The organism is Halobaculum rubrum, from assembly GCF_019880225.1.
GTDB classification, from domain to species: Archaea; Halobacteriota; Halobacteria; order Halobacteriales; family Haloferacaceae; genus Halobaculum; species Halobaculum rubrum.
The window spans coordinates 405961-419940 of sequence record NZ_CP082284.1; the positions used below are offsets into that span (position 1 = coordinate 405961).

The window sequence follows — 13980 nt, forward strand, 5'->3', positions numbered from 1 at the left end:
TCGGCGGCGGCGATTCCGCCGAACGTGAACGCCGCACGTCGCTCCCGCGTCCCCGCTCGACCCCGCGGCGAGCGGCGCGTTCGCGCTCCGATTCCGCCGCGTGGCGGGTAGCCACGCATTCATTCTCGTTCCCTCCGCAGACACCGGCGACCGATCGCACCGAGTTTAAGACGGCAGTCCGATATCCACGAGTATGAGCGAACACGAGTCCGCCGACTCCGACGGCGACGACCAGGAGTTGGGGATCACGAAATCCAAGGAGTACGAGACCGGCGAATGGTACGCCGAGGTGGTCCAGAAGGCGCAGTTGGCGAACTACGCGCCCGAGGGGATGTCGGGGTTCATCATCACCCGGCCCCGCGGCTACGCGCTCTGGGAGCGCCTGCAGGGGTTCCTCGACGCGAAGTTCAAGGAGACCGGCGTGCAGAACGCCTACTTCCCGATGTTCATCCCCGAGTCGTACCTCGAGGCCGAGAAGGACATCGTCGAGGGGTTCGACCCCGAGGTCGCGTGGGTGACCCACGGCGGCCACGAGGAGCTCGACGAGCGCCTCGCGGTCCGTCCCACCTCCGAGTCGATCATCACGCCCTACATCAGCCAGTGGGTGCGCAGCCACCGCGACCTCCCCCTGCGAGTGAACCAGTGGTGCTCGGTCGTGCGCTGGGAGGCGACGGAGACGAAGCCGTTCTTCCGCACGAAGGAGTTCCTCTGGCAGGAGGGCCACACGGCTCACGCCGACCGCGACGACGCGTGGGACGAGACGCTGACCCGACTCGAGCAGTACGAGTCCGCATACCGGGACTTCCTCGCGATCCCCGTCCTTCGCGGACAGAAGCCCGACCACGACACGTTCCCCGGGGCGGACACCACCACGACGGTGGAGGCGCTGATGCCCGACGGCAAGTCCGTGCAGGGCGGCACCTCACACTACCTCGGAACGAGCTTCGCCGAGGCGTTCGACATCACCTTCTCCGGCGAGGACGAGGCGGAGCGGCTCGCTCACACGACCTCGTGGGGGTTCTCGTGGCGCGCGCTCGGCGCGCTGATCATGACCCACTCCGACGACCAGGGGCTCGTCTTGCCCCCGACCGTCGCGCCCACGCAGGTCGCGATCGTGCCCATCTGGCAGGAGGACACCAAAGACGAGGTGCTCGAGTACGCCGAGGGCGTCGCCGAAGAGCTGGAGGAGGCGGGGATCCGCGTCGAACTCGACGACCGCGACACGCGCAATCCCGGGTTCAAGTTCAACGAACACGAGCTCAACGGCGTTCCCGTGCGCTTCGAGATCGGCCCCTACGAGGTCGAGGACGACGAGGTCACCGTCGTCCATCGCCCCGACGGCGAGGAGACGACCGTCGACCGGAACGGCGTCGCCGAGGCGACCCGCGACCACCTCGACGAGGTGTACGCGAAACTGTACGCCGCCGCCGAGGAGAACCTCGCGGGCGAGGTGCGCGAGGCCGACTCGCGAAACGAGATCCTCGGCACCATCGGCCAGCACGGCGGCTACGTGAAAGCACCGTGGTGCGGCGACGAGGACTGCGAAGGGGAGATCAAAGACCAGATCGCCGCCGAGATCGTGATGGTCCCGTTCGAGGAGGACGACGACCGCCACGGCACCGATCACGACGACACCTGCGCCGTCTGCAACGACGACGCGACGCGGACCGCGTACTTCGCGAAGTCGTACTGAGGTCGCCGCCCCGTCGCCGCGATCGCCGCTCTCGGGGACTGTTCTCGCGACGGGACGCTCCTGTCGACCCACCGAACGATAACTCGGGATCGAGTCAGCGCACGCCCTCCGGCGATCGATATCGTTCACGGTCGTCCGAGAGGATACAGTCATCCTATAACATCCTAATATGGCAATAACACACCCTTAGCCGTTTAGGGTCAATCCTTTATTCGGGCCACGAGAACCGCCAGCCATGACTGAGCCGGACGCGTCGGCGCGCGTCGGGGGCCTGGCGGACCCCAATGACGAGCGCTCGAACTGTGGCGTGGGGGCCGTCGTCGACCTCGACGGCGGGCGATCGCACGAAGTAGTATCGGACGCGCTCGACCTGCTCGAGAACCTCGAGCATCGAGGGACGACGGGTGCAGAGCAGAACACCGGCGACGGCGCCGGCATCATGATCGAGCGGCCCGACGAGTTCTTCGAGGCCGTCGTCGGCGACCTCCCCGAGACGTACGCGGTGGGGTCGGTGTTCATGCCGACCGACGACGACGCCCGCGAGCAACTGGAGGCGCTGTTCGAGTCGACGCTCGCGGAGTACGACCTCGACGTGCTCGCGTGGCGCGACGTGCCCACCGACGCGGCGGAGGCGGACCTCGGCCGGACCGCGCTCGAAGCCGAGCCCGACGTCCGGCAGGTGTTCGTCGCGCCCGCGGAGGGCGCCGACCTCGACGAGGAGACGTTCGACCGACGGCTGTACGTCGCCCGACGTGCGGTGGAGTCGGCCGCCGAGGACCTCGCGGGCGAGCGGTTCTACGTCTGTTCGCTCGATCGCCGACGGGTCGTCTACAAGGGCCTGCTGAAGGCCGACCAGATCGACGCCTACTATCCCGACCTGCGCGACGAGCGCCTCGACTCGGGCGTCGCGCTCGTGCACGCACGCTTCTCGACGAACACGCTGGGCGCGTGGCATCTCGCGCACCCGTACCGCAACGTCGTCCACAACGGCGAGTTCAACACGATTCAAGGGAACGTCAACTGGATGCGCGCGCGCCAGTCGGACCTCGCGGACGGCGGCTTCGCCGACGAGGAACTCGACGCGGTGCGGCCGGTCATCTCCGACCCGAACCAGTCGGACACGGCCTCCGTCGACGAGACGCTCGACCTCCTGTTGCAAAGCGGGCGGGAGCTTCCGCACGCGCTGCGGATGATGATCCCCGAGGCGTACCGCAAGGACGACGCGATGAGCGAGGCCCGGCGCGACTTCTACGACTACCACGCCTCGCTGGTCGAGCCCTGGGACGGCCCCGCCCTCGTGATCGGCTTCGACGGCGACCGCGTCGCGGGCGTGCTCGACCGCAACGGGCTCCGGCCGTGCCGCTACGACGTGACGACCGACAACCGCCTCGTGATGGGCAGCGAGGTCGGCGCGCTCGAACACGACCCCAGCGAGGTGCGCGAGCGCGGGCGCCTCCGACCGGGCGAGACGTTCGTCGCCGACCGCACGGAGGGTCGCGTCCTCGACGACGAGGAGGTGTTCGCCGACCTCACCGACGACAAGTACGGCGAGTGGGTCGACGCCGAGCAGCGCGATCTCACGGACGTGACCGACGAGGCCGAGCCGAGCCCGGAGACGGGGCCGGACGACGACCTCCGCGCCAGGCAGGCCGCCTTCGGCTACACCACCGATCAGCTGAATCACCTCATCGGCCCGATGTCCGAACAGGGGAAAGACCCCGTCGGCTCGATGGGCGACGACACCCCGCTGTCGGTCCTCTCGGAGTTCGACCGCCCGCTGTTCACGTACTTCAAGCAGCTGTTCGCGCAGGTGTCGAACCCGCCGATCGACTACATCCGCGAGGAGCTGGTCACCTCCCTGGAGACGCGGCTGGGCCCCCAACGCAACCTCCTCGAGGAGACGCCCGAACACGCCCGCCAGGTCGTCCACGACTCGCCCGTCGTCACCGAGGCGGAGACGGCGACGCTCCGTGACCTGGGGACGGCGACCGACGGCGACCTCACCTCGGTCACGCTCGACATGACGTTCGACCCCGACGCGGACCTGGAAACCGCCGTCGAGGACCTCCGGGCGGCCGCGGCCGAGGCCGTCCGTGACGGCGCCGACGTGCTCGTGCTCTCGGACCGCGGGATGGGTCCCGATCGCCTGCACGTCCCGAGCCTGCTTGCGACGGGCGCGGTCCACCACCACCTCGTGCGCGAGGGACTGCGCGCGCGCGCCGGGCTCGTTGTCGAGTCGGGCGATCCCCGCGAGGTCCACCACGTGGCGTGTCTCGTCGGCTACGGCGCCGGCGCGGTGTGCCCGTACCTCGCGTACGACACGGTCCGCGACATCGTCGCCGGTCCCGACGGCGCCGACGAGGCGAAGGCGCTGCGGGCGTACCGCGACGCCGTAGAGATGGGGCTGCTGAAGACGATGGCGAAGATGGGCATCTCGACGGTCGAGTCCTACCAGGGCGCGCAGATCTTCGAGGCGGTCGGCCTGGGTTCGGATCTGGTGCGCGAGTACTTCGAGGGCACCGAGATCCGGACCGAGGGGATCGGCCTCCCCGAGATCGAGTCGGACCTGCGCGAGCGGTACGCCGTCGGCTTCGGCGACGATCCACAACTGGAGACGCAAGGGGAGTACGAGAACCGCTCCTCGGGCATCAAACACGGCTGGAACCCCCACTCGGTGAACGCGCTGCACACCGCCGTCCGGGAGGGCGACCGCGAGGCGTGGGACGAGTTCTCGGCGCAGGTGAACGACCCCGACACGCCCGCGGAACTGCGGAACCTCCTCGACATCGGCAACGAACGCGACCCGATCCCGGTCGATGAGGTGGAGCCGGTCGACGAGATCGCCAAGCGCTTCTCGACGGCCGCGATGAGCCTCGGGAGCCTCTCGCCCGAGCAACACGAGAACAACGCGATCGCGATGAACCGGATCGGGGCGAAGTCCAACACGGGCGAGGGCGGCGAGCCGCCCGAGCGCTTCGACACCGAACGGGGCTGCAGCGTCAAGCAGGTCGCGTCCGGGCGCTTCGGCGTCACCTCGAACTACCTCGCGACCGCCGAGGAGATCCAGATCAAGATGGCGCAAGGGTCCAAGCCCGGCGAGGGCGGCCATCTCCCCGGCGCGAAGGTGAACGAATACATCGCTCAGGTGCGCTACTCCACGCCCGGCGTCGGCCTCATCTCGCCGCCGCCGCTGCACGACATCTACTCCATCGAGGACCTGAAGCAGCTCATCTACGACCTGAAGGCCGCCAACCCCGAGGCCGACGTCAACGTGAAGCTCGTCTCGGAGGCGGGCATCGGCACCATCGCCGCCGGCGTCGCGAAGGCGGAGGCGGACGTGGTCCACATCTCCGGGCACTCCGGCGGGACGGGCGCGTCGCCGAAGACCTCGATCAAGAACGCGGGGCTGCCGTGGGAGCTGGGCGTCGCGGAGGCGAACCAGATGCTGCGGGCGACGGGCCTGCGCGACCGCATCACCGTCTCCGCGGACGGCGGGCTGAAGACCGGCCGCGACGTAGCCGTCGCCGCGCTGTTGGGCGCCGAGGAGTTCGCGTTCGGGACGGCCGCGCTCGTCTCCTCGGGCTGTGTGATGGCTCGACAGTGCCACCAGAACACCTGCCCGGTCGGCGTCGCCACCCAGCGCGAGGACCTGCGCGACCGGTTCCCCGGCGAGCCCGAGCACGTCATCAACTACATGCAGTTCATCGCGCAGGAACTGCGCGAGTACATGGCCGAGTTGGGCTTCACCTCGGTCGACGAGATGGTCGGCCGGGTCGACTGTCTCTCTCAACGCGAGGTCGACCACCCGAAGGCGAGCAAGCTCGACCTGTCGGCGCTCATCGCCGAGCCGAGCGACGACGGCCCGCGCCACAAGGTGCGCGAGCAGGACCACCCCGACCTGGCGGAGGCGCTCGACTGGGAGCTGCTCGACGAGCTCGGCGACAGCGTCGAGACGGGTGAGCCCGCCGCCCTCGCGGCCGACGTGGACAACACCGACCGCGCGATCGGCGCCACCCTGTCGAACCGCATCTCGCGAGCCCACGGGGAGGAGGGACTCCCCGCGGGCACGCTGGATCTCGACTTCCGCGGCGAGGCCGGCCAGTCGTTCGCCGCGTTCCTCGCGGCGGGCGTCGACGCCCACCTCGTCGGCGCCGCCAACGACTACGTCGGCAAGGGCCTGTCGGGCGGGACGGTCGTCGTCCAGACGCCCGAGGACGCCGCCTTCGAGCCCGACGAGAACGTCCTCATCGGCAACGTCGCGTTGTACGGCGCCACCGACGGCGAGGCGTACGTCAACGGCGTCGCCGGCGAGCGCTTCGCCGTACGAAACTCCGGCGTGAAGGCCGTCGTCGAGGGCGTCGGCGACCACGGCTGCGAGTACATGACCGGCGGCGTCGTCGCGGTACTGGGCGACGTGGGACGCAACTTCGCCGCGGGGATGTCCGGCGGCGTCGCGTACGTCCACGACCCGGACGACGAACTGCCCGCGAAGACGAACAAGGGGATGGTGAGCCTCTCCGAGGATCTGACCGACCAGGACGAGGCGATGGTGCGCCGCCTGGTCGAGAACCACCTCGAGCGCACCGACAGCGACCGCGCGCGCGAGTTGCTCGACGACTGGGAGTCGGTCGTCGGCGAGTTCACGCGCGTGCTTCCCGACGCCTACGCGGAGGTCATCGCGGAGGGTCGCGGCGACGACGTGCGCGAGCAGCTCCCCGACGCCGTCGAGGGCGGCGCCGCGACCGCGGAGTTCGGCGCGGGTGTCGTGGGCGACGACTGAGTCGGCTCGGACCTCCGGGAGAGCTATGCTTCCGGCTGTCGGGGTTCGGTTCGACCGAGCTCCCTCGTGGCTGCGACCGTACCAACGAGCGTGTTACGCCAGTTGTCCGGCTATCACTCCCGACAGCTTTGCCACTCCGTAGCAAGGAGCCCGTATAGCACACAGTCGTGGTACTGCCCGTCAACGAAGTCCTGTTCCCGCAGTCTCCCCTCCTCGACGAAGCCAACCTTCTCCACGAGCCGCTTCGATGCGTCGTTGAACTCGACGACCTCCGCGACGAACTTGTGAAGTCGGCGCTGTTTGAACCCGTACTCGACGAGGAGTTCGATCGCCTCGCTTCCGTACCCTTCGCCCCAGTTCGACGGGTGGATCCAGCAACTGGGTTCGGCGATACCTGCCGACGTGTCCTCGATCGAATACCCGACTAATCCGACGGCCTCCGTATCGACAGCGACGACGAAGCGAACGGCGGACGACGACTCCGGGTCGGCTGTGAAAAGCGAGCGTATCTCGTTCAGGGAGTACGGTCTGGACGGCTGCATCGTCTTCCGGATGTCCGGCGAGTTAACCGTCTCGTGAACGAACGAGATGTCCCCTTCCTCGACGGTGCAAAGGGACACCGATTCCCCCGACAGGAACGTCGGTCCTGGCATACCCAGCGTCGTCGATCGCCCGATATACCGGTTGCGATACGACCGCCACGACTTCGTCGACGGATCCGGACAAGACCGAACTTAACCCGGATGCCGCCCAACCCCGCCCATGGACAGCCTCAATCGCATGGCGGTGGAGCTGGTCGACGAGGCGCTCGATTTCGCCGACGAGCTCGAGCTCGCGGCCTACGAACTCGACTCCGGCGCGACGGTGGTCGACTTCGGCGTCGACGCCGACGGCGGCATCGAGGCGGGGATGTTGCTCGCGGAGATACAGACCGCCGGACTGGCGACCCTCCAGACCGGGATGGGTCGCGTCGACGGCTCGCCGACCCCCTACGTCGAGTTGACGACGGACCACCCGGGCGTCGCGCTGCTCGGCTCCCAGAAGGCCGGCTGGGAACTGGAGACGGAGCACTTCTCGGGGCTCGGCTCCGGGCCCGCCCGCGCGCTCGTCGGCGAGGAGCGGGAGTTCCAGGCGCTGGGCTACTACGACGAGTTCGATCTCACCGTCCTCTGCGTGGAGAGCGCGACGCTCCCCGACGACGAGGTGGTCGCCGAGGTCGCCGAGCGCGCGAACGTGAACGAGCAGGCGGTGTACCTTCCGACGACGGCCCTGGGCTCGACGGCGGGGAGCGTGACCGCGGCCGCGCGGGCCGCCGAACTCGCGGTCTTCCGGCTGTTCGAACTGGGGTACGACCTCGAGCAGATCAAGTCGGCCGCGGGCTCGGCCCCGGTTGCGCCCGTCAGCTACGACGAGACCGAGGCGATGGGCCGGACGAACGACGCGCTCGCGTACGGCGGCGAGGTCCACCTCACCGTCGCCGAGGACTTCGACCGGTTCGACGAGGTGCCCTCCAGCGCCGCTGCCGAGTTCGGCCGGCCGTTCGCGGAGGTGTTCGCCGAGGCGGACTACGACTTCTACGAACTGGACGAGTCCGTGTTCGCGCCCGCCGCGGTCACCGTCGACGTGCTCGACGGGCCGACGTACGCGCTCGGCGAGACCCGCGAGGACCTGCTCGCGGCGTCGTTCGACTACCGGTGATCGGTCGGCGGCGATGAAGTTCAAACTCGTTCCCGAACCGCCAGAAACGGTCGCGTTCGTCGCCGACGCGCAGGCGGCGGTGCCGCTGGTCCCCGGCAGCGAGGACGACTGCTGTGCCCGGCTGATGCGGCGGCTGGGCTTCCGCTCGCGTGACGTGGCCCGGACGTGGCTCACGTTCCTCCGCGCGCTCGGACTCGCCGAGGAGACCGACGACGGCTTCAAGCGACTCCGCGCGGACCCGACGCCGGAGCATCTGCGCGGGCAGTTCCTCGCGGGCGTGTACGGGGCCGGCGACGTTGCGGACGCGCTCCTCGCGGCCGGGCCGGCGGGCGACTCCGACGGGGACGCCGACGGCCTCACCGTCGACGAGGCGTTCGCGGCGTTCGTCGACCGCGTGCCGAACTGGGAGCGGTTCCGGACGAGCGACTGGGAGTCGGTGTGGCGCGAGCGCGTCGAGCGCCACCTGCGGTGGTTCGTGCTGCTCGATCTCGCGGAGGAACGGGACGGCGCGTACGCGGCGACGGGGGCCCTCCGGAACCTGCGCGACGACCGCGACCTCCGTGGCGACCGCAACGACCACGACGATCCTGACGATCACACCGAACGCGATGCGTGAGAACGTCGACCCGACGAGGCTCGCATCCCCGCTGGCCGACGCCACGGGAGTGACCTTCGACCTCGACGACACGCTCGTCTCCTATCGCCGGTCGCCCGGGGAGGTGCTCGCGGCCGCCTTCGCCGCCGTCGGCGTCGACCCGATCTTCCCCGTCGAGGCGTACTACGACCGCTTCGCCGAGTTCAACGACCGGACGGACTCAATGGCGCAACTCCGGACCGAGTGTTTCGCCGCGCTCTGCGAGGAGCGCGACCGAGACCCGGATCTCGGTCGCGTGGTGGCGGACGCGTTCGCCGACGAGCGCGACCACGCGAACGTGGCGTGGCGGCCGGGGGCGCGCGACCTGCTGGACGCGCTCGACGCCCGGGGCGTTCCCTACGCTGTCGTGACCAACGGGCCGCCGGACGCGCAGTCGGCGAAGGTCGGCGCGGTCGGCCTCGACGACCGCGCGGTCGACGTGGTGTTCGCCGGGCACGACGCCCCCGCGAAGCCCGACGTCGGCGCCTTCGAGGCCGGCCTCTCGGCTCTCGATACCCACCCCGGCGACGCGGTTCACGTCGGCGACTCGCCCGAGTCCGACGCCGCCGGGGCGATCGCGGCGGGGCTGAGGGCGGTCCTCGTCGGCGACCGCGGGCCGACACCGTCGGGAGCCGTGCGGGTGCCGTCGCTGGGTGCGCTGCTGGCTCCTGATCTCGTCGGCGACGACCCGAGGAACTGACGGCGGCTACTCGCCGGCTACTCGTCGGCGTAGGTCACGCCTGTGACGGTGCCGACGCCCTTGCTTTGGCCCTCCCGGAAGACGAACCGCTGGCCCGCCTCGACGAGGTACGGCTGGAACTTGAACCGGACCTCCGTCTCGCCGGTGTCTCCGGGAAGCAGCCGTCCGCCCTCCGGATGGAAGACGGCCGCCTCGCTGACGGTCTCCAGGTGGACGACCGGCTCGTACCCCTCCTGGATCCGGGTCGGGTGGTTGAGCACCATCACCTCCGCCTCGAACGATCGGACCGGTCGGGGGTCGCTCTCGCGCTCCACCAGCGCCATCCCGCGCTGGACCTCCGACTCGTTCACGCCCTTGAGCGCGATGCCGACGATCCGGCCCGCGCGGGCCCTGTCGACGCGGTGGTAGTGCATCTCGATGGAACGCACCTCCACCTCGCGGAACGAGCCGTCGGGCATCGGCCCGAGCAGCAGCTCGTCGCCCGCCTCCACCTCCCCCGAGCGGATCGTGCCGGAGGCGACCGCGCCGACGCCTTTCACGTCGTACGAGCGGTCGACGTACATCCGGAAGTCGCCGTCGGCGTCGTCCGCGCGCTTGGGGAGCCGCTCCAGCATCCGATCGAGTTCCGCCATCCCCTGCTCGGTCACCGCCGAGGTCCGTAACACGGGCACGACGCCGTCGCCGATCTCCTCGACGGCGGTGGCGACGCCGTGGCGATCCAGCAGGAGCGGGGTCTTGCCCACGTCCCGAAGCATCGACTCCACCTCCCGCTCGACCTCCAGCACGCGCTCTTCGGGCGGCGCGTCGACCTTGGTGATCGCGACGATCGTCGGCAGCTCCATCGCCAGCAGGATGCCGAGGTGTTCGCGGGTCGTCTTCGTCGGCCCGTCGTCGGCGGCGACCGTCAAGAGCCCGTAATCCAGCTTCTGGCCGACGAGCCCGCGGATCGTCGTTCGGAGCCACGGCTCGTGGCCGACGGTGTCGACGAACGAGACGAGGCGGTCGGCCTCCTCGACCACGCGCGCGCGGTCGGTCTTCCGGTCGGGGTTGTCCATGCGGACGGGACCGTCGTCGTCGAAGCCGTACACGCCGTAGCTGAGGTCCGCCGAGAGGCCGCGCTCCATCTCGTGTGGCTGCACGTCGAGATACGAGCGCGTGCCGCCCTCGCCGTCGTCCGCCTGTCCGGTGACGAGCGTGCCGACGAGCGTCGACTTGCCGTGGTCGACGTGGCCGGCAGTGCCGACGACGATGTGGTCGTCGTCGGCCTCGAAGGCGGCGCCCTCGCGGACGGTTGCGAGGCCGACCAGCCCGCCCTCCGTCTCGCCGGTCCCGGCGGCCCACGTCTCCACCTCGTGGATGTGCGCGTCAGCCTCCTCCGCGAGCAGGGAGAGCACGTCCATCGACTCCGAGAAGGCGGACGGCGCGATGCCGGCGATGCCGCCGTCGTCGGTGACGCCGACCACGTACAGCGCCTCGCCGTCGCCCGAGAGCACCCGGTGGCGAAGCTGTGCGGCCAGCGACTCCATGCGTCCCTCCGCGAGATGGATCTCCCGCGTGAGGCGGGTCTTGAACTCGATGTTCCCGCCCTCCTCCTCGCCGCGCTCGATGGTCCGTGTGAGCACGGCCCGGTCAGCGCCCATAGCCGTCGGGTAGCGGTGGGCGGGTATAACGGTTTTCACGCGTGTGTCACTCGATGTCACAATAGTCGGCGGGGCTCTCCGCGCCGACTGTCGGGCGGTCGCGTGAAGCCGAACCGGCGGGTCGCGTCAGTCGTCCTTGAGGGTCTCGTAGGCGCTGTTCACCCGCTTGAACTCCGCCTCGTCGCCGCCGGAGTCCGGGTGCGTCTCCTTCACGCGGTCGCGGTAGGCGGCTTTCAGTTCCGACTGGGAGGCGTCGGCGTCGACGCCGAGCGTCCGGCGTGCGTCGCCGGGCGGCATTCCGGAGTTCCCGGCCATCGCGGCACCTCCGGTCGGCCCGCGGCCACGCGTTCGCGCTCCCCCTCCGCCGCGGGGGCCGACGCGACCGCCGTCACCCATCCGGGCGCGGGCCTCTCGGGCGAACCGGGATTTCCCGCCCGGAGCGCCCTCGCCTGCGCGGGGATCCGCACGCCGCCCGGCCGCCCGCGAGCGCATGTCCTCCTTCAGTCGGCCGGACGCCTGGTACCAGAAGAAGTAGGCGGCCGCGCCGGTCGGGATCGTCGCGAGGATCACGAACGGCGAGTACGCGATCGTAAGCATCGCGAGGGTGGCCGTCAGGCCGGCGAGCACGGCGGCGATCCCGAGCAGGAGCACGTCGCGGTCCACACCCTCGATCGGCGGCGACGGACCGTAAACCCCTCGCCGTCGGTTCCCTGGAATCGGTGGAACCGCCAAACGTCCGGGCCCCGAACGAGCGGCCGAAGGCATCGATATGAGCGTCACCGGAGTCTGTCAGATCTGTGAGAGCGCGGCGGCGACCGTCTCGTGCGACCGCTGCGGCGCGACGGTCTGTCGGGACCACTACGACGCGGGTACCGGCTTCTGCGCCGACTGCGCCGCGGGAGCGGAGACGAGCTAATCGGGAGCGACGACCGCCCGATCGATCACCCCGGCGAGAGCGCGTCGGCAGCGGCGTCCCGAGCGCGAGGGTCAGTCGTCTCCGACTCCGCCCGCCCGTGTGAACCGTCGTCGCCCCGCTCCGTCTGGTTCACCAGCGCGTGCGCGGGAAGCTGAACCGTCACGGCGGTCCCGGTCGGGTCGCGGTCCTCGAAGGAGAGCTCCGCGCCGAGCAGTCGGGTTCCCCACCGGACCACCCACAGCCCGAGGCCACTCCCGTGGGACAGTGCCGTCTCTGTCTCCGAGCGGATCCCCCGGAGTTCGGCCTCGGGAATGCCCGGGCCGTCGTCGGCGACGACGAACCGGACGCCGTCGTCCTCGACGCGAACGGCGATCCGTATCGTCGCGCCGTCGCCGTGTTCGATCCCGTTCTCGACGAGGTTCGCGAGCACCACTCCGAGCACACGCTCCCGGACGACGAGCCGGAGGTCGGAGGCCACGTCGACGGCGACGTTCGCGTCGGGGGCCGACTCGCGGACGTCGCGGACGGCGTCGCGGCACACCTCGACGGCGGCGACCTCGCGGGGGTCGTCGTCGTCGTCGAGGACCTCCTCCACGTCCCGGGCCTTCTCGCCGAGCCGCTGGAGCGCCCGCCCCCGCCTGCCGATGGCGTCCGCGAGCGGCCTGTGGTCGTCGTCCACACGCTCGGTCAAGAGGTCCGCGTTGCCCACGACGACCGTCATGTCGTTGCGGAGGTTGTGCCTGAGGACGCGGTTGAGCACCTCGAGTCGCTGCCCGCGCGCCTCCCGGTCGGTCACGTCCGCGAACGTCACGGTGTAGCCGACGACGCGTCCGTGGTGGTCGTCGATGTCCGAGACCGTCGCCTCGTACACGTGATAGCCCGCGTCGGTCGTCTGCTCGATCCGCTGGGGACCCGGGTCGTCGAGGTCGACGTCGGCGACGTACGCGTCGAGCGGCTCGCCGGCGACGCGGTCTGCGGCACCGGACTCGCCCACACCGCCGCCGCAGCGGTCGCCCCGACCGTCGATCCCGAGCACCGCTCGGGCTGCGGAGTTGAACTCGATGAGCCGCCCGTCGGCGTTGACGACGACGAGCCCCACGCCCACGTCCTCGATGGCGGCTCGACGCCCGAGCACCTGCGTCGCCGGCAGCAGCCCCTGGAGCCTGAACCGGAAGAGGGCGAAGCCGAACAGGACCCCCGTGATCGCGAGGGTCAACGGCGTGAGATCAAGCGCCGGGAGCGGTGGGAGGAAGAACACCGCCTTCACGTGAGCCGCGAAGCTGACGGCCGCCCCGAGGATGAGCGCGATCCCCTGATCGCGGTAGAGGGCGCCCGAGGAGATGACCGGCCCCAGCAGGAACATCATTCCGGCGCCGATGACGACCCAGCCGAACGCGGCGTGGACGTAGAACCACACGCCCGGGTCGAACAGGACCGTCGCCGTCCCGAACGTCGGCGCGATCCGATAGTCGGTCCACATCAGCCCGTGTGACGGCGCCGTGGCCACGAGCAGGGTGGTGACGACCGGAACGACGGACATGGCCGCGATCAGCCGTCGGTCGACGTACTCGCCGCGCCCGGTGTACCCGAGCGCGAAGAACAGCCACGCGGGCGCGATGAGCGCCTTCCCGACCTCGAGTGGGATCTCGATCAGCTCACGCGTGCCGGGGTCGAGCGCCGTGAGCGCGAGCGCGTACGACAGCGACCAGACGGCGACCCCGGCCATCAGGAGCGCGAAGGAGGCCGCGCCCGGCTCGCCGCGGTTGCGCCAGGCGTACGTGCCGACGGCGACGGCGGTCCCGCCGGCGAGGAGGGCGAGGAACACGACCGCGACGCCCTCGGGTGTCATGGACCCCTCTCGCGGTCGGAGACGTAAATACGGTCCCCCCGCCGACGCCGGTTCGGACGGGCGATCTCGG

At 70.2% G+C, this 13980-nt stretch carries 10 protein-coding genes; 6 read left to right on the forward strand and 4 right to left on the reverse strand.

The window, feature by feature from the left end:
• The first annotated feature begins 193 nt into the window (after positions 1-193).
• Both proS and gltB read left to right on the forward strand, forming a co-directional pair.
• The gene (proS, locus tag K6T25_RS02115; protein WP_222916087.1) at positions 194-1693 is read left to right on the forward strand and encodes a proline--tRNA ligase; all 1500 of its coding nucleotides are present in this window, start codon (positions 194-196) and stop codon (positions 1691-1693) included.
• A gap of 235 nt (positions 1694-1928) precedes the next feature.
• Entirely contained in the window at positions 1929-6473 is a 4545-nt protein-coding gene (gltB, locus tag K6T25_RS02120; RefSeq protein WP_222916089.1) for a glutamate synthase large subunit, read from the forward strand.
• Positions 6474-6586: 113 nt separating this feature from the next.
• Here gltB and K6T25_RS02125 read toward each other — a convergent pair whose 3' ends face one another.
• Positions 6587-7126, reverse strand: coding sequence for a GNAT family N-acetyltransferase (locus tag K6T25_RS02125; protein WP_222916091.1), 540 nt, complete (start codon positions 7124-7126; stop codon positions 6587-6589).
• Between the two features lie 109 nt (positions 7127-7235).
• Between K6T25_RS02125 and mch the strand changes: the two genes are divergently transcribed.
• The 3 genes from mch to K6T25_RS02140 are packed head-to-tail and all read left to right on the forward strand — an operon-like array spanning position 7236 to position 9505.
• The gene (gene mch / locus K6T25_RS02130) at positions 7236-8171 is read left to right on the forward strand and encodes a methenyltetrahydromethanopterin cyclohydrolase (protein WP_222916093.1); all 936 of its coding nucleotides are present in this window, start codon (positions 7236-7238) and stop codon (positions 8169-8171) included.
• A gap of 13 nt (positions 8172-8184) precedes the next feature.
• Positions 8185-8787: a double winged helix-containing putative transcriptional regulator gene (locus tag K6T25_RS02135; RefSeq protein ID WP_225917783.1), complete on the forward strand. Its 603-nt coding sequence runs from the start codon at positions 8185-8187 to the stop codon at positions 8785-8787.
• Positions 8732-9505, forward strand: a complete 774-nt coding sequence (locus K6T25_RS02140) for an HAD family hydrolase (protein ID WP_222916095.1) — start codon at positions 8732-8734, stop codon at positions 9503-9505. The genes K6T25_RS02135 and K6T25_RS02140 overlap by 56 nt, the downstream gene beginning before the upstream one ends.
• Before the next feature lie 17 nt (positions 9506-9522).
• Here the strand turns inward: K6T25_RS02140 and K6T25_RS02145 are convergent, their stop codons facing one another.
• Together K6T25_RS02145 and K6T25_RS02150 are read right to left on the reverse strand one after the other, a co-directional pair.
• Entirely contained in the window at positions 9523-11145 is a 1623-nt protein-coding gene (locus tag K6T25_RS02145) for a GTPBP1 family GTP-binding protein (protein WP_222916097.1), read from the reverse strand.
• Between the two features lie 126 nt (positions 11146-11271).
• Positions 11272-11808: a J domain-containing protein gene (locus K6T25_RS02150; protein WP_222916099.1), complete on the reverse strand. Its 537-nt coding sequence runs from the start codon at positions 11806-11808 to the stop codon at positions 11272-11274.
• A gap of 106 nt (positions 11809-11914) precedes the next feature.
• Here K6T25_RS02150 and K6T25_RS02155 point away from each other — a divergent pair, with 106 nt between their 5' ends.
• Entirely contained in the window at positions 11915-12061 is a 147-nt protein-coding gene (locus tag K6T25_RS02155; protein ID WP_222916101.1) for a hypothetical protein, read from the forward strand.
• Positions 12062-12086: 25 nt separating this feature from the next.
• Here K6T25_RS02155 and K6T25_RS02160 read toward each other — a convergent pair whose 3' ends face one another.
• Positions 12087-13910 (reverse strand): sensor histidine kinase, encoded by a 1824-nt coding sequence (locus K6T25_RS02160; protein ID WP_222916103.1) that lies wholly within the window; start codon positions 13908-13910, stop codon positions 12087-12089.
• Between the last annotated feature and the right edge of the window lie 70 nt (positions 13911-13980).